General features: G+C 51.8%; 24 protein-coding genes. 10 read left to right on the top strand and 14 right to left on the bottom strand.

From position 1 onward, the window contains the following. Window positions 1-447, top strand: a 447-nt coding sequence (locus tag D1641_RS19830) for a helix-turn-helix transcriptional regulator (RefSeq protein ID WP_347707381.1), incomplete at its 5' end; no start/stop codon positions are given. Window positions 448-452: 5 nt separating this feature from the next. Continuing rightward, window positions 453-536, top strand: coding sequence for a hypothetical protein (locus D1641_RS19825; protein WP_347707382.1), 84 nt, complete (start codon window positions 453-455; stop codon window positions 534-536). Window positions 537-668: 132 nt separating this feature from the next. Here the strand turns inward: D1641_RS19825 and D1641_RS03940 are convergent, their stop codons facing one another. From D1641_RS03940 to D1641_RS03930, 3 genes are read right to left on the bottom strand one after another with little or no spacing between them, the layout of a single operon-like run. Then, a complete protein-coding gene (locus D1641_RS03940; RefSeq protein ID WP_160663102.1) occupies window positions 669-932 on the bottom strand; it encodes a hypothetical protein in 264 nt (87 codons plus the stop codon). Continuing rightward, entirely contained in the window at window positions 932-1,567 is a 636-nt protein-coding gene (locus tag D1641_RS03935; RefSeq protein ID WP_160663101.1) for an ABC transporter ATP-binding protein, read from the bottom strand. The genes D1641_RS03940 and D1641_RS03935 overlap by 1 nt, the downstream gene beginning before the upstream one ends. Before the next feature lie 13 nt (window positions 1,568-1,580). Beyond that, window positions 1,581-3,017, bottom strand: coding sequence for an ABC transporter permease (locus tag D1641_RS03930; protein ID WP_160663100.1), 1,437 nt, complete (start codon window positions 3,015-3,017; stop codon window positions 1,581-1,583). 183 nt (window positions 3,018-3,200) lie between these two features. Between D1641_RS03930 and D1641_RS03925 the strand changes: the two genes are divergently transcribed. After that, entirely contained in the window at window positions 3,201-3,866 is a 666-nt protein-coding gene (locus D1641_RS03925) for a response regulator transcription factor (RefSeq protein WP_160663099.1), read from the top strand. Then, window positions 3,863-4,960 carry a HAMP domain-containing sensor histidine kinase gene (locus D1641_RS03920; protein ID WP_160663098.1) on the top strand — a complete coding sequence of 366 codons (1,098 nt, stop codon included), beginning with the start codon at window positions 3,863-3,865 and terminating at the stop codon, window positions 4,958-4,960. The genes D1641_RS03925 and D1641_RS03920 overlap by 4 nt, the downstream gene beginning before the upstream one ends. A gap of 129 nt (window positions 4,961-5,089) precedes the next feature. On the opposite strand, the gene D1641_RS03910 is transcribed toward D1641_RS03920, so the two are convergent. The 10 genes from D1641_RS03910 to D1641_RS03865 form a co-directional block, all read right to left on the bottom strand. After that, window positions 5,090-5,428 carry a peptidoglycan recognition family protein gene (locus D1641_RS03910; RefSeq protein ID WP_160663097.1) on the bottom strand — a complete coding sequence of 113 codons (339 nt, stop codon included), beginning with the start codon at window positions 5,426-5,428 and terminating at the stop codon, window positions 5,090-5,092. Beyond that, on the bottom strand, window positions 5,400-7,490 hold the full coding sequence (locus tag D1641_RS03905) for an ABC transporter permease (RefSeq protein WP_160663096.1): 2,091 nt from the start codon (window positions 7,488-7,490) through the stop codon (window positions 5,400-5,402). The genes D1641_RS03910 and D1641_RS03905 overlap by 29 nt, the downstream gene beginning before the upstream one ends. Beyond that, window positions 7,397-8,617 carry an ABC transporter permease gene (locus D1641_RS03900; RefSeq protein ID WP_160663095.1) on the bottom strand — a complete coding sequence of 407 codons (1,221 nt, stop codon included), beginning with the start codon at window positions 8,615-8,617 and terminating at the stop codon, window positions 7,397-7,399. The genes D1641_RS03905 and D1641_RS03900 overlap by 94 nt, the downstream gene beginning before the upstream one ends. Continuing rightward, complete coding sequence (locus D1641_RS03895; protein ID WP_160663094.1) at window positions 8,614-9,483, bottom strand: ABC transporter ATP-binding protein; 870 nt, start codon at window positions 9,481-9,483, stop codon at window positions 8,614-8,616. Before D1641_RS03895 ends, D1641_RS03900 begins: the two co-directional genes overlap by 4 nt. 46 nt (window positions 9,484-9,529) lie before the next feature. After that, complete coding sequence (locus D1641_RS03890) at window positions 9,530-9,730, bottom strand: hypothetical protein (RefSeq protein WP_160663093.1); 201 nt, start codon at window positions 9,728-9,730, stop codon at window positions 9,530-9,532. Between the two features lies 1 nt (window position 9,731). Then, window positions 9,732-10,898: a hypothetical protein gene (locus D1641_RS03885; protein ID WP_160663092.1), complete on the bottom strand. Its 1,167-nt coding sequence runs from the start codon at window positions 10,896-10,898 to the stop codon at window positions 9,732-9,734. 2 nt (window positions 10,899-10,900) lie between these two features. Beyond that, entirely contained in the window at window positions 10,901-11,935 is a 1,035-nt protein-coding gene (locus D1641_RS03880) for a hypothetical protein (protein ID WP_160663091.1), read from the bottom strand. Window positions 11,936-12,127: 192 nt separating this feature from the next. Next, the gene (locus D1641_RS03875; protein ID WP_160663090.1) at window positions 12,128-13,030 is read right to left on the bottom strand and encodes a CPBP family intramembrane glutamic endopeptidase; all 903 of its coding nucleotides are present in this window, start codon (window positions 13,028-13,030) and stop codon (window positions 12,128-12,130) included. Window positions 13,031-13,328: 298 nt separating this feature from the next. Next, window positions 13,329-14,621, bottom strand: coding sequence for a HAMP domain-containing sensor histidine kinase (locus D1641_RS03870; RefSeq protein WP_160663089.1), 1,293 nt, complete (start codon window positions 14,619-14,621; stop codon window positions 13,329-13,331). Then, window positions 14,609-15,283 (bottom strand): response regulator transcription factor, encoded by a 675-nt coding sequence (locus tag D1641_RS03865; RefSeq protein WP_160663088.1) that lies wholly within the window; start codon window positions 15,281-15,283, stop codon window positions 14,609-14,611. Before D1641_RS03865 ends, D1641_RS03870 begins: the two co-directional genes overlap by 13 nt. Before the next feature lie 278 nt (window positions 15,284-15,561). Between D1641_RS03865 and D1641_RS03860 the strand changes: the two genes are divergently transcribed. The 5 genes from D1641_RS03860 (at window position 15,562) to D1641_RS03840 (ending at window position 20,122) form a co-directional block, all read left to right on the top strand. After that, entirely contained in the window at window positions 15,562-16,287 is a 726-nt protein-coding gene (locus D1641_RS03860) for a LytTR family DNA-binding domain-containing protein (protein WP_160663087.1), read from the top strand. Continuing rightward, window positions 16,284-17,666 carry a sensor histidine kinase gene (locus D1641_RS03855; protein ID WP_160663086.1) on the top strand — a complete coding sequence of 461 codons (1,383 nt, stop codon included), beginning with the start codon at window positions 16,284-16,286 and terminating at the stop codon, window positions 17,664-17,666. The genes D1641_RS03860 and D1641_RS03855 overlap by 4 nt, the downstream gene beginning before the upstream one ends. Beyond that, on the top strand, window positions 17,663-18,439 hold the full coding sequence (locus D1641_RS03850) for a DUF6033 family protein (RefSeq protein ID WP_160663085.1): 777 nt from the start codon (window positions 17,663-17,665) through the stop codon (window positions 18,437-18,439). The genes D1641_RS03855 and D1641_RS03850 overlap by 4 nt, the downstream gene beginning before the upstream one ends. A gap of 197 nt (window positions 18,440-18,636) precedes the next feature. Next, a complete protein-coding gene (locus D1641_RS03845; RefSeq protein WP_160663084.1) occupies window positions 18,637-19,098 on the top strand; it encodes a hypothetical protein in 462 nt (153 codons plus the stop codon). A 13-nt stretch (window positions 19,099-19,111) separates the two neighbouring features. Next, window positions 19,112-20,122, top strand: coding sequence for a hypothetical protein (locus D1641_RS03840; RefSeq protein WP_160663083.1), 1,011 nt, complete (start codon window positions 19,112-19,114; stop codon window positions 20,120-20,122). Between the two features lie 253 nt (window positions 20,123-20,375). Here D1641_RS03840 and D1641_RS03835 read toward each other — a convergent pair whose 3' ends face one another. Beyond that, window positions 20,376-21,404, bottom strand: coding sequence for an NAD(P)/FAD-dependent oxidoreductase (locus D1641_RS03835; protein ID WP_160663082.1), 1,029 nt, complete (start codon window positions 21,402-21,404; stop codon window positions 20,376-20,378). Between the two features lie 432 nt (window positions 21,405-21,836). Between D1641_RS03835 and D1641_RS03830 the strand changes: the two genes are divergently transcribed. Then, window positions 21,837-22,064 (top strand): helix-turn-helix transcriptional regulator, encoded by a 228-nt coding sequence (locus tag D1641_RS03830; protein ID WP_160663078.1) that lies wholly within the window; start codon window positions 21,837-21,839, stop codon window positions 22,062-22,064. The last annotated feature ends 92 nt before the right edge of the window (window positions 22,065-22,156 follow it).

Genomic DNA, 22,156 nt, shown 5'->3' with positions numbered 1-22,156 from the left:
CTTTTTTCCCTCCTCTCCGCCACAAAACTACATTTTTTCCTCGGCGTTTTCTTTCATTTTATCATTGGCGCTGACAACAGAGATATGTTATCTCTTGTATCAGGATATTACACCTCGTTTAACTGGCACTCACATATCTGTAAAATAGTGATGATACTTCCGACTTGCAGAGGTGAGCTTATGAATAATCGAAATGACAGGTTCATACTTGACTTCATGCCCATTGGTCAGGACATCAAACGGGGCCGGGAGGCCAAGAACGTGACACGAGAACAGCTTTCAGAAATAACTGGTTATGCTCCCCGGCACATCCAGGCTATCGAAAACGAGGGACAAACACCCAGCGTGGATTTGCTGTTCCAGCTTGCAGAAATATTTGACGTTTCCCTTGACCGGCACACATTCAAAGAAGGGATACCGTCAAAAGTTCCATACGGAGGCGTGTAGATGCGTTGCTGGATGGGCTGACCGACAAAGACCTTGTTATCGTTGAAGCGGTCATAAAGGGGATACATAAAGCAAAAGAGCAGGAATAACAGCGGTTTTGTTCAACCTTATAGAAAAGAGCCGATGATTGGTGAGCATTCCACAAATTCATCGGCTCCTTTCTATGCGTTTGGCTCTTTACTAATGGCTATGTCCAATTCCTTCCGGGATGAAATATTTGGCTACTCCCTCGGCGTGACTACAATATCGTCTGCATTGTCCGTGTCACGGAAGCTGTAAGTAAAGCCGTCGGGTAAGATTGCATCGTCGGAATTGCCCTCGGTGTCCAGCCCCGGTTCGGTGTCAATCTTGATGTCTGCATCATCAATTTCCACGGAGTTCCCCATGTTCGTGTCCTGATCGCCGCCGTTTTTCTGATCGGTACAGTTGGTGAACAGCGAAAAGCAGGCCAGCATACACGCCAAAATAATAGCAATTTTCTTCATTACATTTCCCTCTCTTTCAAATGTCCCCGTTTGATTTCCAGCACCACATCTGCCTGTTTTGCCACTTCGCGGTCGTGGGTCACGACCACCACGCACTTCCCGAACGCATGGGCGCTCTCTTTCAAAATCGCCGTGATTTCCTCAGCGGTATTGGCGTCCAGGTTCCCGGTCGGCTCGTCCGCCAGGATGACCGGGGCATCGGAGGCCAACGCCCGCGCAATCGCCACCCGCTGCTGCTGTCCGCCGGACAGTTTCAGCACGTTACGGGTAATCTCGTCCTGCTCCAGCCCCAGCCGTTCCAGAATGGGGGCGGCGTCCAGCTTGGCGGTAAGCCGCACATTTTCAACGGGCGTCATATAGTCGATCAGATTATAGCTTTGGAAAATCAGCGAGATATGGTTCCTGCGGTGGTGTTCCAGACCTTTTTCCGTAATATCCTCGCCGTCAAACAGGACGCTACCCTGTGTCGGCACATCCAGCCCGCCCAGCAGGGACAGCAGCGTGGTCTTGCCCGACCCGGACGGGCCGAGGATGGCATACATCTTCCCGGTTTCCAGTTCTGCGCTGACGTTCTGCAAAACCGCTTTGCCCTTTTCGTAGGCGTAAGAAACATTTTTCAATTCCAGCGTAGGCATGATCGTACCTCCTTCAGCTCATTTTCGACAGAATTTCACGGGGTTTCAGCCGCATGACCGTGATAGACGATGCGCTGACCGCCACAATGATGATGGCAAATCCGATCAAGTAGAGCTGGGCAAGGTTATCCAGCCCAACCGATACCTGGATGCCGTTTTCAGTGGGTAAGGGCTTTTGCACGAGATTATCCGCGCCTATCTCAACGGAGGCGGCAACGGAAACAACATCGTTATCGTCCTCCGGCCCGGTCTGCATACTCTGCTCCAACAGGTGGTTGCCGATCTGCCCCGCTATGGCGTTGCTGGTGAAGTAGGACAGGCCAAAGGCGAGGACGGCAATCAGCAGCACCTCAATCAAATACTGCCCGATAATAGCCGATTTCCTGATACCCACGGACAGGAACACACCGATCTCATGGATACGGGTCTTTGTCCAGAGGGTCAGGATCAAGGCCAGAATGATGGCGCTGACAACGATAATCACCACCAGCAGGGTCACGACCAATTCATTCAGCGTAGCCAGCGGAACGGCGGCGTTCTCGTAGGTTTCATTGTCCACCTCCACGGTAAAGGCTTTCCAGTCAATACCCGGCAGGGCCTTGACATCGGCTACCACCCGCGCCATGTCCTGCGGATCGTCTATGGTGACGTGGAGCGCAGAAAAGCCGTAGTTGATCTCCCCGCCGTCAAATTCTTTTGAGGACTGCAAATCCACAAATACACGGTTCTGGATTTTGTCGTAGGTGGTAACAGTTTCCCCAACCCGCTCTACCGCATGAGGGGTAAACAGTCCGATGATCTGCACCTTGATCTCCGGCCCGGTAAAGCCCTGTTCTTCCACGCTGTAACGATGGGCGGTAAGATAGTCCCCGATTTTCAACTCGTTTCTTTCCGCCAAGTCCTGGCTGATGATTGCCACATGGGTATCATCGGTGGTAATATGCCGTCCCTCTGCCAGCGTCAGTGTGCTGGTGGTGAAAAGTTCATCATCTTCCGTGTTGCAGACGCCCAGGGCCTTTGTATATCCCTGATATTTTGCGTCAGTTGAGATTGTCCCGGGAAACAGGGAAAGCCCATCAAACGGCAAAAGATTGTCCTGCCTTGCGCTGCAATACTTTACGCCGGGAACGCCTTTGATGGCGGCAATGTTCTCCGGGGTAAATTGTACGGTAGAATACATGAGGAAGCTGCTTGATGTTTTGCCGGTTTCCTCGTCCACTTCATCTTTGACGGGTTCTTTCACTACATAGGGGCTGTTGCTCCAATCCACGAAAACGTCAAATTTGCCGCCCAAGCTCTGCCGCAGGTCAAGCTGCGCGGCTTCCGACGCTTTCCAGATGGAGAGGCCCGTCAGGACAAAGGTTGCCATAATCAGCAGGATGGCGAACAGGAGAATGGTTTTCCCCCGTTTTCGCGTGACGTATAAAAATGCCCTTTTGAAAATGCTCATGGTCGATACCTCCATATTGTTGTGCTGTTCTTCTGAACGCACCCGTAGAATAGCACCCCAATGTGGAATGTATATGAAACTGGTGTGGAACACAGATAAAATGGGAAATTTTCAAAAATAACACTTTGATTTCATACCCATTTCACATTGCGGTGGTACACTATCCGAAAAGGAGGTGTCACCATGGCCACGTTATTGATCGTTGAGGACGATCTCAAAACCAATGAGGCAATTTGCGAGTATCTCAAGCCTGCGGGCCATACCGTTATTCCGGCTTATGACGGTGAGAAAGCCTTGCAGTTTTTCAAGGAAAACCGTGTTGATCTTGTGGTGCTGGATATTATGCTCCCTTGCGTCAGTGGACTGTCGGTGCTGCATGAGATACGTCAAGTAAGCACAACGCCTGTCCTGATGCTCACGGCAATCGGGGACGAGTACACTCAAGTCATGAGCTTTGACGAACAGGCGGATGATTACATGACAAAGCCTTTTTCGATGGTGTTGCTGGGGAAACGGATCACCGCGCTCCTGCGTCGGAGCGGGCAGACGGCCCCATTACAAAAAGTGGTTTTTGGGGATGTTGAAGTTGATTTTTCCGGCTATACCGCCAGCGACACCAATGGAAAAATTGACATCATGCCCAAGGAAATCGACCTTCTCCGTCTGCTGATGGAGCATAAGGGTCTGGTACTGACCCGTTCGCAGATTTTGGATGAACTATGGGGCGCTGACTGTCCAATCATTGACCGAACTGTTGACACTTACATTAAAAATCTGCGAAAAAAGCTGGGGCTTGACTGCATCGTGACGGTCAAGGGGATTGGCTACAAGTATGAGGTGCAGCCATGAAACGGTTAAAATTGTTCCCTAAATTCTTTCTCTACACCCTGGGCATCATGCTTTTTATTGTTGCGGTGTCACATGGGCTGATCTATCTTCTTGCACCCCGGATGCAGCTTTCATTGAGCACCCAGGATGATATAGTCGTCAGTATCAATCAGGTAAAATTCGTGACCGAGGCGGTAACGAAAGCATTGCCGATCTCTTTAGGCTGTTCTTTGCTCATTTCTGTTGTTTGCTCTCTCTTGTTTTCCAAGGTGATTGCCGACCCAATCAAGAGAATTTCAGCATCTACGGAGCGAATGATGGAATTAGACCAAGGGGCAAGCTGTTCTGTCTGCTCCAGGGACGAAATCGGAACATTGGCCCAAAATGTCAATGACCTGTACTCTAATCTGTTATCCACCATCAGGCATCTGGAGCAGGAGAAAAATACTGTGCGCGATATGGAGAGGGCCAAAGTGGACTTCCTGCGGGCGGCATCCCATGAGCTGAAAACTCCTGTGACTGCGCTGAACGCTACTCTGGAAAACATGATCCTGGGCGTTGGGAAGTATCAGGATTATGCCACTTATCTGCCGGAGTGCAAGGAAATGGTCGAGCAGCTTGCCGGGATGATACATGAAATTCTGGAAACCTCCAAATTAAGTACGATCATGGAGCAGCCAAAGCCGGTTGATATTTCTGACTTACTGGCGGAGCTATGCGAACCGTATCAGATGATTGCGGCGGCATATCAAATTTCTTTCTCTCTTGACTTGCCAGAGAAGTTTCCGGCCTTACTACCCGTTGGCCCGTTTAGTAAAGTAGTGTCCAATATTCTTGCCAACGCTGTGGCCTACACCGAAACCGGGAAATCCGTTTCCGTGTGTATAGATGGGCACAGTCTTGTTGTTGAAAACGAGTGTACCCCTATCCCTGACAACGAAATCCACCGCCTATTTGAGCCGTTTTACCGGCCTGACTTCTCCCGAAGTAGTGAGAGCGGCGGTAATGGACTGGGCCTTTATATCGTAGACACACTCTTGACTTCCATGGATGTTTCTTACTCGTTTGTCCCTATGGAGTCTCCGCCGGGAATGTGCTTTACGATCCAACTATAAAATGTTCGTGATAAATCACAGCCAGTAGGTATCATCCTGTATCCTGTCATGGGTTTTATTTCCGTAAACAGGACACCGTATCCATTCTTCTGACTTCATAGATTACCCCCTGCTTTTGAAATTCGTTGCTCAGAAAGCATTGGCGTAGGTAAGACTGTTTAGAAGTCCCTCCCATAAGGGAACACACTGAATGATTTTGCCATCCATTCCAATTACGAAATGGCTGCTTGCGTAGGTTTCTTTTGTTTCAGCCAAGTTCTTGTAATAGCTTCTATTTTGTTCCGCTATTGTTCCCGGATTGCCTGTGTAGTGTACGACAACGCCGTTTACCTCACTCAACTCAATTCCGGGCCGGGAGTATTCATTGATCGGCAAAATGTCTTGAACAACCCAATCGGGGATTGTGACTTCTCCAGGGATGGTTGGCGCTCCCGTACTGTCACAGCTTAAAAACCACCTTCTTCCCATCTGATTTTAGAATCATGGCAACTTTCTCGCCGTCATACTCAACAGACAGGGCTGGCTCATTTGAAATTTTTAGACTGCCAACGCCATCCCTGTCACATAGATAAACACAGTCGGAATCCATGCGATTGATGAAATACAGACCTTGATCGGTCAAACAAAAGTCAGAGGCAACCATATTCCGAAACGGCTTGGCCTTGTGGGTCTTAGTATCATACGCCGTCAGCAAAGAATTTTCGTTGATGTAAAAGATCGTCCGCCCATCAAACGCTATATTCCCCTTGGTGGGGATGTCCAGAAGTTTCGTGCGCTGGATTGTTCTGCCCACTTCCGTAATCCCATCATTCGTAATGAAAAAGAGGCTGTCATCGTTCAAGAAAAAGCCGTAGCAGTATTGCAGAAACATCCAGGTATCCCCCACGGTATAATCAATTCCCAGCAGAGATCGCCCGCTGTCCGTTATTTTCTCAAAAACAACTTGTTCCTCAAAGGTTTCCGTATTGAGCTGGACGATAGACACTTGGGTAAACGTGCTGTTGTAGTTGCCAACCCGGTCAACATACTGTTCTGTGCGGGAGGCCACATAGTAAATATAGGAGGCATCCACATAAACGGCCTGGATGGATTCCCCTTCCGAAAAGGCCCCAAACAGCGGAGAGAGAGCTAAATCCGTCAAAGCGCCGGTCGCCCGGTTCTCCAGAGAGTATGTCCTCGTCTGGTCATCAAAGATCACACTGTAAGTTTCCGATGCGCTTTGCGAGGATGAATTGTATATTCCGTTTGCGGACGTTCCGAAAGAGCAGCCGGATAGCGAAATCAGAAGCAGCAGGCTCAATGCGGCAGCTCTGCAGCCTTTGACGGGTTTTCTTTCAGACTGCCAGCAGTTTGTGTTTTGCCGCAGCACCCACCATATCATGAGGGTGAAGAAAGCGGCTGACGGGCCCAGCAGGGCCAGCAATTCCTGAGAGGAACGCTCCGAAAAAGTCACAATGGCTTCTCCTGTCAACGAATCCTCCACGGAGGAAGCCCCCTCCAGAAAGCCGGTTGCCAGCAGGAACGGCAGGGGCAGCGGCAAGCGGTAGCAGATTTGTCTGGACAGGCCGATATACGGTATCAAGGTGGATGCCACTCCGATCACCACTGTTAGGGCATATTTCTTCACCAAAACGGAGAGAAAGAGCAGCAGGGCGGCGAGGTACACCGAGCCAAAGCAGCGCAGGACGGTCAAAATCAGATACGCAGCCAGCAGGGAGATGTTTTTTGTACTGCCCCCGAAACTGGCGATACTCTGAACAGGGTACTCCCCATTGGGCAGGCCGTATTTTATTCCGAAGAAAGCAAAGCGAATCAGGGCCAACCCTCCACAGAGAGCGAACACGGCGCAGAGGGTCATCACGACTTTGCATCCGGCACTCTTACGGCTCTGCGGTGCAGTCCGCAAAAGCGCGTCCATCTGACAGCTATATTCCGAACAAAAAACTGTGGTCGCCAAAATCAGAACGGCAAGGAACAGCGGGAAGTCCAGCGTTTGGGAGGAAAACAGCCCCGCCCAGCCGTTGGTGTTCAGAAAGTAACGATTGCCGGTGTTCTCGCAGATATATAAATATTGCTGATACGCAGCTTCAAAGCCATGCTCATGAGCCAATACAGTGTTGATCTCCGCAATCTGACGCTCATACTGTTCCGCCGTGATCTGATTGCTGTAATAGCTTTCCTGCAACCGGGTGCGAATGTTGCGGGTCTCCGTGATGGCCTGGGCCTCCTGCTCCAGCCAAGCGGCCTTTGCCTCCGTGTACGCCCCGTCCAGCCGTTCAAGATACCACCCGTATTCATCGCGGTATTCTTCCATCGTACTGTTCTGCGGCCTGTCGGTTGCAGCCAGCCAAACCGTACTGACCAGGAGCGCAGCCAGGATATAGAACAGGCCCCGCTGCATGACCATCAGTTTTTTCCATTCATAAGAGAAAACACTCATTTTGCCCTCCCAACACAGCGGTGGCAGTTTTCCGCTGACAGAAAATAGATTGCGGTAACAAGCACAAAGCCCGCTGTCAAAGAAATCCAAACTGCGGCCTGCCAAGTCAGGACGGGGAACCCGCCCAGGTTCACAAACTCCGTTTTGCCCAGGAGAACACGGTTGGTCAGCAGAGAATAGGGATTCAGCACCTTTGTCCAGAAGAAATTGGAGTAGGCGCAAACGGCTCCGTTGACAACCAGCACTATACAGAGGGCAAAATTGATGACGAACGGGAGCAAGGCATTTTTCCAGAACATCGAAACCAGCAACCAGAGCATCCCAATCACCCATGTGCCAGCGCATTTAAGTGCCGCAGACAAGAGGACGTACTGGAAAATGCTGAGATTGACGGATGCCTCCGCGAAGTTCGGAATGGCAAATACCGGGAGGGTCAGCCCGTCAAAGGTCTGGAATGCGGCCGCAAAACCAATCAGATCAAGCAAAGAAAACCACAGCGATGTCAGGAACAGAAACAGGGTGGCCGCAAGAATTTTTGCCAAGGTGGTGTTTCTGCCGCCGTTGGGACTTACCATCAGCAGCATATCCATCTGCGTTTCCCTCTCGCTCACAAAGGTTCCGATGATTCCGTAAAGGCAGAGCATGAGGGTCAGAACGATGGAAAAATCATAGTTCAGATAGTAATTGCACATTTCCTGGTAGGCAAAGGCGGGGATGGTGCGTCCTGCGTAAAGATGATAGATTGCGCCGCTCTCCCTCTGCTGATAGACCGCTCCCCGTTCCCTATAGAGCGCGGCGCTTTGCCGCGCTCTGTTTGCCACTTGCTCCGACCGACCACTGTACTCATAGAAATACTGCATAGGCGTCACATAATACTTGTCCAGCAGGTTCCTGTCGCTGTATAGGTTCCCGGTCATGGTGTTGGGGTCATTAGTGGCTGTGCTTGCAGTCATATCCGATGTAGCCTGCGCCAACGGCTGATAGACCGCAAGCAGCTGTTCGATCTTCTCCGGGGTAATCTCGCCCCGGTATTCCTTGTAGAGCTGCCAATAGACCGTGTGCCAGCTCTGCGCACCGCTCCCGTCTGCCAGATAGGAGTAGGACGTGTACTCACCATAGATTTTGAACAGGTTGGCAAGGCTGAACACCACAAAAAGCGCCAGAATGGAACGCTTGCAGAACTGCTTGATAAATTCATACCGTATTAGACGTATCATGGCGTTCCCCCCCTGCAATAGTACAAGAACACATCTTCCAGGTTAGGTTGAACAGGCTGTGCGTTCTTGATTGGGCATCCATCCTCGACAATGCGGAGCGTAAAATATTCGCCCTCCTGCTTCATGTTGCTGACGCAGTACATATCAGTCAGCAATACAGCGTCCTCGGCCCCGACAGTCACATTCCATACCTTGCCCTCAATGTTCCGCTCCAGCGCGGCGGGCGTCCCCTGCATGAGCAGCGTCCCTTGTTTCAGCAGCAGAATTTCCCGCGCGATGCACTCAACATCCGAAACGATGTGGGTTGCCAGCAGGATTGTCCGGCCCTGGGCAAATCGGGAGATCAGGTTCCGAAACCGTATCCGTTCGCTGGGGTCAAGACCGGCGGTAGGCTCGTCCAGAATTAAAATCTTTGGGTCGGACAACATGGCCTGCACGATGCCAACACGCTGGCGCATACCGCCGGAGAGTGCGCCAATTTTCTTGTCCTGCGCGTCCGTCAGGTTCACCGTGGCCAGCAGCTCGGAAACCCGGTCCTGCCCTTCGTGGGCAGGAATGTCTTTCAGCGCACACATATAGAGCAGAAAATCCTTGACGGTAAAATCCCGGTAAAAAATGGGATACTGCGGCATATAGCCGATTTGGGACAGGAACGCTTTGCCCAGCGTCCTCACATCCTGGCCGTCCACCCGGATCGTGCCGCTGTCGCTGCGCAGGATGCCCACAAAGGTATTGATGAGCGTGGTTTTTCCGGCCCCGTTTTCACCCAGCAGGCCGTACACGCCCTCGCTTAAGGTGGCGGTAAAGTTTTTCAGCGCATACTTGCTTTTGTATTGCTTTGATACGCTTTCAAATGTGATTTCCATGTTATTCTCCAAATTTGAGTAATGAATATGGGGCGCTTACGATGCCCTACATAAACCGAAATCCGTTCTCGACCAGGGCAAAGGTATATATCATAAATTGCTCACGGCTGTAACAGCAAAAATGGTTTTGCTCAGTATCAGCAAGAGGATGAAAGGATGCGATCTTTCGCTCTGCATCAAGCCAGATGCGGGAAATAGGCTGGCATTTTGTTCCCATTTCGCGCACGTTCCCACCTGCGATCTCCATGTTACGCTCCAAACTCAAATGTAGATACCAGCGTATCAATTTCGCTGATACTGCCTCCAAGAACGACTACGGCGGTCTTGGCCCCGTCCAAAAGGTAAATCCTGGGGATACGGTTGAAATATGTGGGGTCGGAGTTCTCGATCACTTCGGTGGCAGCCAATGCGCCGGAGGCCACGTCATAGACGCGAACGGTCAGGTTGCTGCCCAGAACAGCGGTTGCAACATAGTTTCCCTGCTCCGAGCCGTACACGCCGTCTTTACCCTCACCACTGGTGGAGAAGGAGAGCGTATTGGCACTGCCTGTTGCCCGGTCAATCCAAAGCAATGTGCCGTTGGCCCGGGTAAAGGTTTGCGGGAAAAACAACCGGCTGGCGCTGCTCTGTATTTCTTCCATTTCATAAGCAGACGGTTTTGTGAGTTTCAGACCGCTGCCATCCACGGCGATGCTCCCGTAGATGGAAAAGCTGTCCTCGCCATTGACCGCCGGAATCGAATTGCCGCTGCCATAGAACACGATCTGGCTGTTGCCTTGGGCAAACGCGGCACCGTTCAGCATGGAAATTCCAATGCTGGCAGTCCCGGCGTTTTGGGATAAATCCAGGAGCGTCGTCAGGCTCCCGCTTTCCAGGTCATACAGATACAGCCCGCCCAGGGCGGCAAAGGCCAGCTTCTTTCCGTCTGTGGAGGCCGCTACGCCTCCGGTTTCGCTGACAACAAAATCTCCCGCCAAAAGCTCATTCACCGCAATTTCCTTTTTCAGCGAGAGCGAGCTGTCGTAGATATACGCCATCATGCCGTCATCGCCCATGCCGGTCAGGACGTAGCCCCCGTCAATGGCTTGGGCTTCAAAGTCGCGCAAGGGCGCTTCTACGGCGGCCAGCACCGAGGCAGCGCCGGTATCGTAGAGGTACAGCTTGTCCGCCAGTACGAGAAGCGTTCCATTCCCGGCATAGGCGCAGCTCTGGAGCTTGCCGCCAAACAGGGCGGGGTCGAAGGTGCAGGAAGAAGGGGACTGTTCCTGCTCACTGCCTGCGTCTGGAACAGAAACCACGGGTGTATTGGAGGGATTGCTTCCCGAAACCGAAGGAGCCGGGGAATCCGCCTTGCCGCAGGCGGACAATGCCAGGGTAAAAAGCAGCGCCAATGTCATGCAGAATGTCTTTTTCATGTTCAGTTCTCCTTATACAATAAAATAGAATTGGTCTTAAAGAACGGGCCGGAGGCTCCGTCCTGGGGGACGGCCACACAGTAGAAGGTGTGGAACTGCCCCAGCTTGTCCGGGTCGATCACAGCCTCAAGCTCCATGACGCCGCCTTTGCTCAAGGTAATGGAGCGGTAGGTGCTTTCGTCAAATTTCACCGGCTGATGATCCAGGAAAAAAGCGATGCTGTAACTTGTTCCGGCTGTGCCGCACATAGTAAATCGCAGGGGGACGGGGGCGGAGACCCGCAGGTTGTCATAGGTGATGCCGCCGTCACAGGAGAACGTATAGTAGATCCCGCTGTCCAGCGTGTCCATGCTGACGCCGCCCCAGCCGTGTTTGGGAAGTTCGCTTTCCACATACTGCGCCGTGATCTTTTCCTCCCGCACTTCGCTTTTTGAAAAGATCTCCCGGACAGGCGGAAGGTCTGAATGGGCGGCTGGCGCGTCCGCATTGAACTGCAATTCAACACGGGAATCCAGCGTTTTATGATACCAGCCATAGCTGGATGTGGATTCCATATCCGGCTGGAAGTCCGGGTTTGTAATGCTCACCACGGTCAAGGCCAGCGTATCGCCGGTACTGCCGGTCACAGGCTCAAAGAGGAAAGAAAAGCTCTGGTCCTCCCCTGCGGAAAAGCTGTGGCAATACTCATACTCCGCTGTGGTATCGTTCACCTTATAAGGCTGGGGCTGGCCGTCCAGGAACAGGAGAAATCCAACGGTATCCATCTTGCCGGTGAGGGAAAACTGGTACTCCAGCCGAAACTCGCCGCCGTCATAGGGGAATGGCAGACGCTCCCCACCCTCAGAAAAATCAGGTGAAGCAGCCGCATGAGTGAGCATCCCCAAGAATCCGGCATCCTCCTCCGCGGCATCAAACGGGTTTGCGGCGGCAGACTGTGACGGCGGGGGCGTACTGTCTGGAATGGCATAGTTCCCGCAGGCGGCGAGGGATAAAAGTGCGCCGCACATCAGGGGAACAGCGATCAATCGTTTTCGCATACATGGCCTCCTTTGCTTTGATGGGTCGAGTATAACGGGCAAAGGTCAAAATTCGGTCAAGAAAAGCGAAATGCCGCCCAAGTTTTTTGGGCGGCATCCGGGAGGATGATTTTCAAGTGAAATCCCCCGTAAAATCAGAATTATATAGTATGTGCAGGTACAGCTTGTGATGGCGGATATGCCAATATGGGGTTAGTCTGATTGTTTTCCTGCATCTCTGGAGTATTGTGCAAACCCAGCCAGAATAACTGCCCCCAAAATCAAAAATCCAGTCATGCCAATCAAGCCGGACGGCTTTGGGCCTAATAGAGCATTGTAGGTATCCAAACAAATCAAAAGTGGCGCTTCCCGGATAGCATTGATTGCCCCGTGGGCAATGCAGGCGGGAAAAATACTCCTGGATTTAAGTGTCAGATAGGATAAAAATATTCCGATACTGGTTGCAAAAAGTACCATCATCAGAATACCAGACCAGGGTGCGCCTGGATAATCCCCGGTATAATTCAACCCAAAGCAGACCAATGGGGCGTGAGCGATTCCCCATAAAATGCCATTCAGCAAAACCGCCTTCTGTATGCCAAGTTCCTCTGTCAGCAATGGCAGCAGAAACCCCCTCCAGCCAATTTCTTCCCCAAACGCCGCCACATGATTGACAATAATCAACGGCGCTGCCAATATGACAATTAAACCGGCGACGATGACAACGGGAAGGCTGAGCTGCGGCAGCTCAGCCGTTTGCCCGTTAAGAGTGAGAAGCTGTGCCGCATAGGTGAGAGATAGATCAAAATGGGTGGGGAATATAAGGAAATAGAGGGTTACGCCTATTCCTTCCAACACGCCGGGGATAAATGCCGCCAGCAGATATTGCTTCCATGCCTTCCGCATATTTAACTGTAAAAACAGCCCTCCGCTGTCATGGGACAGCCGCTTTACAATCAAGGTTGTGAGCGCCGGCAGGAACATGAACACCACCGAAATAAGAAGCATCAGCGGGCCTGCAGGTTCGGCGTGCAGCAGGAAAAGCGGCAGAGTACACAGGGCGACCAGACCAAATTCAATCACAAGAAAGATGGCAATTTTTTCTTTTCGCTTCATTATATGTTCCCTCCTGATGGTTCGATGGTTTGCAGACTGCCATTCTGTTTTACGAACCTGGGCTACTATAAGCCTTCCACTCACTGTAAGGTCAATAGAGTCTTAGCAATTATCCATAAATTTTGTTGATATATCCAAAATAGAAGCATTACTATCGTGTATTTTGACGATGCGAGAACAATCTTCTATTTTTTCAGAGCATCCACTGTTTATTTACTGTGGCTTGCCGGGAACACGATGCCGAAAAGATAAACCTCTCTTATATCCAGTTTCCTCAAACAGTAATTCCCTATCTGTATTACCGCAATATGGATTGTTCGATCTTGATAGAGACTTTCACACAAGCCCCGTGGGGCGGTTGGTTTGAAAGCTCTATGGTTCCCCCATGCTTCTGGCACAGCACCCGGCTCACCGCAAGCCCCAAGCCCAGGTGCTTGCCGGAGGTATCTTCGGAGTAGAACAGGGCGGTTTTCTTTTGCAGCAGCTTTTCCGAAAAACCCGGCCCATCGTCTGTCACGGTGGCCGACAGCGTTCCGTGTTCCAGATAAAAGGCAAGCTCAATTTGACGTTCCGCAAAACGCAGGGCATTGGAAATCAGGTTTTCCAGAACGCGGTATAACAGCTCCCCGTCAAGGACGGCCCTCCCCTTCGGCACATGGAGGTCACAGGAAAAACGCACCTGGGTACTCTGAAACAGGATGGATAAGGAATCCGCCATGTGCTGTAAAAACTCAGGAAGTTCCACCTCTCTGCGGTGGACTTCTGTTTCTTCGATAGCACCCAGGTCACGCATGGTATCAGTATAGCGGCCCATGCGCTCCGCAGTAATGCCGAGATTGGAGAGCGCCTTTTCCAGTTTTTCCTCCGTCAAGGTTCCGCCCCGGCTGTTCTCCTGCAAATATTCCACATAGCCGGTCATGATGGCGATGGGGTTACGCAGATCGTGGGCCACGGACGCCTGCAACGCCTGGCGTTCCTCCAGCATACTCCACATCTGGCGGTTATTCTCATATAGGGTCTGCCGCATTTTCTCAAAGGCGGCACAGAGCTGGCCCAATTCATCCTGCCCGTCAAAGTTGATCTGGAAATTCAAATCCTGGTCTTGAATATGCGTGGTGGCATCCATCAGGACAGTGATTGGCGGCTCCAGTATCTTATGATAAAACCACCACGCGCACAGAGTAATTCCAATCACAGCAAACATGAGCGGCAGCAACACCATACAAATCTGTGAAGCGCGGTAGGCCGTTTTTGCTTTGGAGGAAAGCATGGAGTAGCTGGATTCAATGCGCTCTATCCTGTAACTCGTCTGCTCCTGCGCCTCATTGCGTTCTTGACCGTCCGCTACCAGTTGTCCGAATGGCTCTGGCGGGCCATTAAGGACATACCTCAGCTTTGCCTCCGTGACCGTACCATCCGGGGCGGTTGTCTGCTGTGTCAGCCAGACCTCGTTGGAATCGGGAAGAATATGCTTTTGGAGACGGTAACAACCGAACATTGCAAGCCCGCTGCACAGGAACACGATCAACATAGTAATCGCCACAGCCTCCATAAAAGAGCGTTTCAGGGATTGTCTTTTTATTTTTTCCATCGGTAGCCCATCCCCCAAACTGTTTCGATGTACTCACTCCCGCTGGCCTGCATGAGCTTTGCGCGGATCTTGCGGATATGCTCCTTAATCACGCTGCTGTCGCCCTCCGCGTCATAGCCCCATACCGCCTCATAAATACGCTCCTTGTCAAAAACCTGATTTGGATTAGATGAGAGAAACTCAATGATGTCAAATTCCCTCTTTGAAAAGGAGAGCTCCTGCTCATTCCAAAATACTTTTCTGTCAGAGAGGTTGATAATCAGCCCTTGAGAGGTCACAACTTCTGGTGGGCGCATGTTCCGCTCGTCCCGGCGCAGATGCGCTTCAATACGGGCGGTCAATTCCTGCAAACTGAATGGCTTCGTAATGTAGTCGTCCCCTCCGGCCCGCAGGCCGTTGACCTTATCCTGCTCTGTGATCCGCGCCGTCAGGAACAAGATGGGGCAGACGATGTGATTCCGAATGACCTTGCACAGCTCCAGCCCATCCATCCCCGGCATATTGATGTCCAGAAGAATAAGATTTGGTTTTGTATTCAATTTTTCCATGGCTTCATTGCTGCTGTTGGCAACGGAAACCGTATAGCCGTGATCCTGCAAATGGTTGGAAAGCAATTCGGTCAGGATTGGTTCGTCATCAACGATTAAAATTCGATATACCATGCAGACACCTCCATTCTTTTTCATTATACGGGGAAAAGTCAAAATTCTGTCAAGGTCATACACTATTCTTCAAGAATTAGCAGATTTCTATTACAGTTCGCTCTATTAGTACGGAGTACAGGGGACACGGAACAAAGGGATGGGTAATGTAGCAAGTATATGATATACTCTTTAAGAAGCCCTTTGCCGTCCAGTCACGCTCTCAAACCGTCCAGTCACGTCAACCAGCTTTACCCCAGCGCCCATTTGAACGAATAAACACATAGAGGAATAGCAACATGATAAAAATAGCGATTTGTGATGATGAATCCAATATCCGCGCCTATCTTTCGTCATTGATCGGGGCGCAGTCCTGCCCCTGTGAGATTGTGGAGTATGCTTCTGCTGGTGACTGCCTTGCAGATCACCGAGAAATTGACCTGCTCTTTCTGGATATAGAGCTGGCCCCCTCTGGCTCCGGTCTGAACGGTATGGCCCTGGCCCGGAAAATCAGGGAGCGGGCAACCGGGACACAGCCGGTCATTGTCTTTGTAACTGGCTATGAGCGGTATGTATTCGATGCCTTTGACGTGGGGGCGTTCCAATACCTGCTGAAGCCGGTGGATAAGGAAAAGTTTGCCAAGGTCTTTTCCCGCGCGGTTGCACAGATCGGAACTGCCAAAGAAAAGCCGGGGCGTGTACTGACGCTTCAATCCGCCAACACCAGCCGAACCGTACCGCTGGACAGCATCTACTACATCGAAAGCAGCAATCACAAGGTTGAACTGCATTTGAAGGATGGCGAATTTGCATGCTACGCAAAAATCGGGGATCTGGAGTTGGAATTGCAAGACCAGTTTTTCCGCATCCACAAGGGGTATTTGGTCAACCTCGTCTATGTGGCCGGGTACAGCAAAGGGTCAGTGACACTGACAAATGGGGAAAAGCTCTTACTCTCAAAGTATAAGTACCAAGACTTTGTAAAAGCGTATCTCCATTTCTTGAAAAAAGGAGCGGGCCTATGAGTGAAACAGGATTCCGCATTTTCAACAGTGTTTTTTCTGCTGGGGCAGAATTGACCTACGCAGTCCTGCTCACCGCCTTTTTCAAGCCCTTCATCCCCTCCCAGAGCCGGAAGTGGCGAAGACTGCTCCTTGTATTTTTCGTCTACATCCTGTTTGAGATTGTCTGCAACCGGGCCGCGCTCCCGCAAGGCTCTTTTGGGCTGATCCTGATGGCGATTCTGTTGGTGGTATCCAAGTGGATCGGTCTGGAAAAGCCCTTTGTGTTCCTCTTGATACTGCTCTATTTTAATGCTAGGATTTCCAGCGGCCTGATGGTGCAAAGCCTGTATTTTATCGTGGAGCGGTCAGTCCCCTACCGTCTGGAACCGCCGGAGGCGGTCTTTCTCCGGGCCGCTTTCCTGGTTATGCTGTTCCTGGTGTCCCACGCCTCCATGCTGGCCGTCATGCTCTATGCCCTCCAGCGTCAAATGCGGAAACAGCGAATGACGCTCCACCGGCGGGAGCTATGCTATCTCAGCTTAGTGCCAACGGCGGGGATTCTGTTCGGGCAGGTGATCTCCCGGTTGCTGATCGAGTTTAAGGACGGCGTTCTGCTCCAGCTCTATGAGCGTCACCCGGCGTTTCTGGCGGTGATCCCAGTGCTGGCCCTGTTGTTCTACGCCGGGGCCTATCTAACCATCGCCTTTCAACAGGGTATGGCGGCGCTCCGGGAGGAACAGTCCGCCCTCTATGCGGAACACCAGCAGACGCAGGCAATCCGGGCGCGTATCCATGAGGCGGAACAGTTCTACACCCGCATCCGTGGACTGAAACATGAAATGCGGGGCCACCTGACCAACATCAGGGGGCTGGCGCAGAGCGGCGAGTATGCCAGCCTGGAGGACTATATCTCCAAAATGGACGAGAGCATGAGCGGCTTTGAACTGACGCTCCAGACGGGCAACCCGGTCACGGATGTGATCGTCAACGATATTCGGCGGCAGAGCCTTGACCTGGGCATCCGCTTCCAGGTGGAGTTCCATTACCCCGATCCGGTGGCCTATGACGCTTTTGATGTAGGTATCATCCTTCAAAATCTGCTGCAAAACGCGGTGGAGGCTTGCGGGAAGGTCAACGAGGGTGAGCGGTTTATCGTACTGACTGGAAAGAGAAAAGGACGTTTCTTTCTGATGGAGGTCAAAAACTCTTTCGCGGGTGAGGTGGTATTCGGACAGGACGGTTTGCCTGCCACAACGAAACAGGAGGATGCCCCCATGCACGGTATCGGCCTTGCCAACGTGCGCCGGGAGGCGGAGAAGTATATGGGAGAATTGGAGCTGAAAGCAGTTCAGCAGGAATTTTCCGCAACGGTTCTATTGCAGGAAAGGAGCAGCTTATGAGCGGCATGATTGATTGCAGATATTTGAACAGGATGTATAGTCCACTGCCCGAAAATCGCACCGTTCGGAGTGCGGCGGGACGGACTTCCAGCTTTCTGGATATGGCTGTAAAGACTGGCAGAGGTACGGCTGACGTGCTGGAGGTCAGCGGTAAGCCGGAAGTTTCCGAAACGGATGAAACGTCGAATGTGGACGCCTATCTGGAGCATTTGAAAAAGAAATATGGGCGGGTAACAATCGAAAGCATTGGGAAGGATCAGGCAAGCCTTGAAAAAGCGGGCAAGCGCATGAGTGGTAATGATGTTGTAATCGCACCCAATATCCTGGAAGAAATGGCCGACGATGTAAACAAAGCCCTTTATTATGAACAAAAAATCGACTATTTTTTCAACACCGTTATCCCCCAAGGAAATGCGATTTGTGCCGCACAGGGCTTGGTTTTTGAGCCTTGCGGAGTGGTAGTCCATGAGGACGGAACCGTGACTTATATTTGTGGGTGCAGCGATTCCCCGGAGCGTGTGGCCGAGGTAAACAGGATCAATGCGGAAAAGGCCAAGAAAAAAGCAGAACAGCAGCGGCAGTATCAAGAGCAGGCGTTAGCAGCGGCGGCACAGCGCAGGGCCATGTGGGAGCGTACCGCACAGGCCGAGGCGCTTGAAAAGTCCTTTTCCAATATCGGTGATTTGCTGAAAACGCGGATAGTATCTGCCCCCACCGTTACGCCGGAGACTTCTTTACCGGCGGGAACAAATATGTTTTTCCTCAATCTCTAATGTCGATGAAGGAGTGAAATATTTTGAGCTACACAATCGACCTAAACTATTTGATCAGATTAGCCGGGAACCTATCAGGAACCGGCACAGTCCGGCAGTCAGTGTCCCAAGGCAGGGACTTTTTGAGCATGGCCGCACAGCTCCGGGCCAGCGAGAGCAGCATCACACCTGCCCCGTCCCAAAAGGCGGATATGAGCATGGAGGCGTACCAGCAGACGATCCGGGAGAAGATTTCGCAGATGCCCCTCTCGTCTACCCGGCAGATGGAAGCTATCTCGATCCAGATTTCCGATGCAGCCTTTGAGAGGATGAAAAGCGATCCTGATTATGAAGCGTGGGTGCTGAACGATTTGCGGGAGGCTTTTTCTCAATCAAATCCGTGGGTAGCTGCCACTGGCGGCGGTTACAGCGTTTTCTACATTGGTGAGACAAAAGAACAATGTCATGCCGAGGGCTGGTATCCGGGCTGCATGGGCAATCAGGGCGCAGCTATGTTTGAGGATAAGGCCAAGGGCAGCTTTTGGGAACAGCGCATGGAAAACCACAAAAAATATATGGAGCTTCAGCAGGAAGCGGCGGCTCGGCGGCAGATGCTGATGAAGCTCCGCATGAATGGCGGTTCCGTCAGCGCCGCAGAACTTTTGATGGGACTGCTTTAAGGGAGGAAATATCGTGAGCAATACGATTCAACCAAGTTACGGGACACAGGCATATAGCGCCCCCACAAAGGCCCGTGAAGCCAAGCAGACCGAGGCCAACCGTTTTCTTGACATGGCGGCGCAGGCCAGCCGGGGCAGGACGGACACGCTGACTACCGGCATGAGCGGCCTCATGGGTATGGCGGGTCTGCCCACCAGCCTGATGATGGATTTGTCGGTGCGGGCTACCGGGCAGGTTCAGACGGGGAGTGTGGATGCAACAGAAGCAACGGAGGCACCTTCTCTGGAAACCATGCTAAAAGCGAAATATCCCAACATCCACTACCACGTTTTTGATGCCAGCAGCGGCTATTGGAGAACAAGAAACGACTATCCCCACTACCTGCTGTACCAGAACGGGGACAAAGCCCAGGAAACACTGGAGAATTGGCAGCCCACCGGGGCTAATCCTTTCTACGGCTCCATTGACGGCAGGTTTACCGCTCCCAAGGAGATTCACGCCCTGGGCAACGTCCCGCCTGGAAGCAAAGCCGTGGTCATTCATCCCAAGGTGCAGGAGCGCATGGAGCAAGACCCGGCCTATGCCCAGGAGATTTTTGCCAAGATCGACACATGGTTTGCTTTTGACGTAGCGCGCAACGAGGCCATCATGCCCGGTAGTACCTGGGATATGTCCCAGGCCGTTGCCATCGGGGAGGACGGGAATATCTGCAACGCCTGCTCCTCCAGCGCGGGCGGGGAGATCACCTACTCCAAGAGCGGTTCTGACGATGGAGAAAGCTGGTGGGATTTGCGTATGGCCCGCCACGCCGAGCTTATGGAGCTGGCGGTAGAAAAGCAGATTGAGCGCCGCATACAGGCATCTCAAATGGCCTCGTCCGCCGCAGCAAAGTCCCAGCTTGCCGCTATGTTGACGGGAGGAAATCTGCGGGAAATTTTCGGTAGCGAGATTGCCGGTATTCCCACGGAAACTGTTCTGGCAATCACACAGGCCCAGGTTTGGGGCGGCGGAACAAGTTGGTAACAATAATCCGAAATAAATGGAACGTTATGAGAGTTTTTTCGTCTATACTAATGTAGGCAAATCCAAGATATTTGTAAGGCATATATTCAGTATGACAGTGAATGGTACGAAATCACAAACACTTCTGCACCACCGCTGGGTTTGGCTGGTTGATGTTTGGGAAGGCCAGATAGGAACACAAAAATATCACTAACTTAATATTCGCAAATAGAGGTAAAAGGACAAGGCACACACCCTGTCCTTTTGCCTCTATTCAGATAATCATTTCTGAAAACGTACCAGCCATCCGGCCCACAAAGTTCCATTGGCGTTCCATGTAAGACTTTAGCTGCTGGGTGTCTCGCTGGTAGTCTGCATAGATCATATCCAAAGCGTCAAAGTGATTTGCTACGGCCTGGGCCACGCAGTAACCGCTCTCCATCCCGGCAGAAATCCCCTCGCCCATCGGATTGAGGAAACCGGCGATCTCACCGGCAAACAGCACCCGGCCCTGTCCATAGGTGATAGAGCAACCGGGCCGGATATGAGGCATCAGCCATTTTTCAGCCTTGACCTGCTGCTCGATCTGCAAGCCGTGGTGGGTTTCCATGTAGGAGATGAACCGCTGATAGAACTGCTTGATCCTGCTGGTGTCCTTGACCGAAACTCCCAGCACCAGCATTTCATCCTTCACATTGAACCATGCGTCATACTCGGACAGCTCCGGCTGTAAGTAGGCGTAGAAGTAGTGCGGGTCTAACTGAATCGTTCCCCGGTTGAAGGTCTGAAAAGTCGTGATGAAATCCCGGCTGTTTCTAAGTATCTGCCGTTTTAATACGCCAGTGACGCCTTCGCAGTCAATGACGTATCTGGCCTGCTCTGTGCAGGATGATTCTCCCCGCAGCGTGACGGAGATTGAACCGGGCTGTTCCTCACAGGAGATGGCGCTGGTGTTGTCCCGGACTTCCGCGCCGGATGCTGCCGCCTGCTCCGTCATCCAGTTATCAAAGGAACTGCGCCAGACGTTCAACCCGCCCTGTTCAAAACGAAACTCCCGTCCCTTATCATCAGTGAAGATCATGCCCCGATTTTCCACCGGGGTACACGTTGCGGACAGCGGCACATCCTGTCCATAGTAGCGCCGCACCAAGTCCATCGTTTTCTGGATCAGGACGCCGGAACAAGATTTATAGCGGGGGAGTTTGTGCCGCTCTACCAGCAGGACGTGAAGCCCTCTTTCAGCCAGTACCTTTGCGGCGGTACTTCCGGCTGGGCCAGCGCCGACAACAATTACATCGTACATGGGACGCACCCCGTTTTTCTAAAAGTTTGCTTTGATTATAACACAATTTCATGGCCGGTACAACGTAAGACAGGACTTTCTATTCAATGAAGATGAATTATAGGAGAACAGCGAGGTACGCCGGAGGGTACGCCACAAAACGTAGCTATGCCCGGAGAAATATCTTCCCATTGTAGAAGCCACTTTAGATGGGGCAATCAGAATGAAAGAGTAAGAGCTGTTGATTTCGAGGTCAATGGCTCTTATCCGTATGCCCTTATCTTCAGTGACAGATTACGGCCTGCGGTTGGCCCAGCACATTCACACGCAATAATCCCCGCCGCTCCCGCCGCTGGGCGTATTTTACCAGCTCACGGGCGTTGCCGGGGTGCCATGCGTAGGCAATCAGAAAGTCGCTGTTGTCCACCATTTTATCGGAAAGAGGGGTGTGCTATGGAAACGAAATATCGGGAGCAGTACATCCGCTTCGGATTGAAGGTGCAATACTACCGTAAATTGCTGGGGCTGACGCAGGAGGCGTTTGCAGATAAGATCGGGCGGTCATGGTCGTATGTCTCTAAAATTGAAAGCCCCACGCGGGTCTTTGGCGTGTCGATGGAAACGCTGTTCAAAATCGCGGATGTGCTGGAAGTTCCCGTTTCAAAGCTGTTTGAGGACTGAAAAAAGCCGCCCTGGACTGTGAACTGCACCCCATTTGTTAGAGAGTATGGTATACTACTAACAAGTGGGGTGATTTATTATGCCAAAAGGAG

The organism is Colidextribacter sp. OB.20 (genome assembly GCF_009911595.1).
Taxonomy (GTDB): Bacteria; Bacillota; Clostridia; order Oscillospirales; family Oscillospiraceae; genus Lawsonibacter.
Note: the sequence above shows the minus strand (reverse complement) of the source record. Positions and strands in the feature narration are given on the sequence as shown.

Bases quoted from the DNA above. Each gene is read 5' to 3' on its own strand.
- D1641_RS03940 (WP_160663102.1), bottom strand. From the start codon at position 932: ATGAAGAAAATTGCTATTATTTTGGCGTGTATGCTGGCCTGCTTTTCG.
- D1641_RS03935 (WP_160663101.1), bottom strand. From the start codon at position 1,567: ATGCCTACGCTGGAATTGAAAAATGTTTCTTACGCCTACGAAAAGGGC.
- D1641_RS03930 (WP_160663100.1), bottom strand. From the start codon at position 3,017: ATGAGCATTTTCAAAAGGGCATTTTTATACGTCACGCGAAAACGGGGG.
- D1641_RS03925 (WP_160663099.1), top strand. From the start codon at position 3,201: ATGGCCACGTTATTGATCGTTGAGGACGATCTCAAAACCAATGAGGCA.
- D1641_RS03920 (WP_160663098.1), top strand. From the start codon at position 3,863: ATGAAACGGTTAAAATTGTTCCCTAAATTCTTTCTCTACACCCTGGGC.
- D1641_RS03910 (WP_160663097.1), bottom strand. From the start codon at position 5,428: ATGGGAAGAAGGTGGTTTTTAAGCTGTGACAGTACGGGAGCGCCAACC.
- D1641_RS03900 (WP_160663095.1), bottom strand. From the start codon at position 8,617: ATGATACGTCTAATACGGTATGAATTTATCAAGCAGTTCTGCAAGCGT.
- D1641_RS03895 (WP_160663094.1), bottom strand. From the start codon at position 9,483: ATGGAAATCACATTTGAAAGCGTATCAAAGCAATACAAAAGCAAGTAT.
- D1641_RS03890 (WP_160663093.1), bottom strand. From the start codon at position 9,730: ATGGAGATCGCAGGTGGGAACGTGCGCGAAATGGGAACAAAATGCCAG.
- D1641_RS03885 (WP_160663092.1), bottom strand. From the start codon at position 10,898: ATGAAAAAGACATTCTGCATGACATTGGCGCTGCTTTTTACCCTGGCA.
- D1641_RS03880 (WP_160663091.1), bottom strand. From the start codon at position 11,935: ATGCGAAAACGATTGATCGCTGTTCCCCTGATGTGCGGCGCACTTTTA.
- D1641_RS03875 (WP_160663090.1), bottom strand. From the start codon at position 13,030: ATGAAGCGAAAAGAAAAAATTGCCATCTTTCTTGTGATTGAATTTGGT.
- D1641_RS03870 (WP_160663089.1), bottom strand. From the start codon at position 14,621: ATGGAAAAAATAAAAAGACAATCCCTGAAACGCTCTTTTATGGAGGCT.
- D1641_RS03865 (WP_160663088.1), bottom strand. From the start codon at position 15,283: ATGGTATATCGAATTTTAATCGTTGATGACGAACCAATCCTGACCGAA.
- D1641_RS03860 (WP_160663087.1), top strand. From the start codon at position 15,562: ATGATAAAAATAGCGATTTGTGATGATGAATCCAATATCCGCGCCTAT.
- D1641_RS03855 (WP_160663086.1), top strand. From the start codon at position 16,284: ATGAGTGAAACAGGATTCCGCATTTTCAACAGTGTTTTTTCTGCTGGG.
- D1641_RS03850 (WP_160663085.1), top strand. From the start codon at position 17,663: ATGAGCGGCATGATTGATTGCAGATATTTGAACAGGATGTATAGTCCA.
- D1641_RS03845 (WP_160663084.1), top strand. From the start codon at position 18,637: ATGGAGGCGTACCAGCAGACGATCCGGGAGAAGATTTCGCAGATGCCC.
- D1641_RS03835 (WP_160663082.1), bottom strand. From the start codon at position 21,404: ATGTACGATGTAATTGTTGTCGGCGCTGGCCCAGCCGGAAGTACCGCC.
- D1641_RS03830 (WP_160663078.1), top strand. From the start codon at position 21,837: ATGGAAACGAAATATCGGGAGCAGTACATCCGCTTCGGATTGAAGGTG.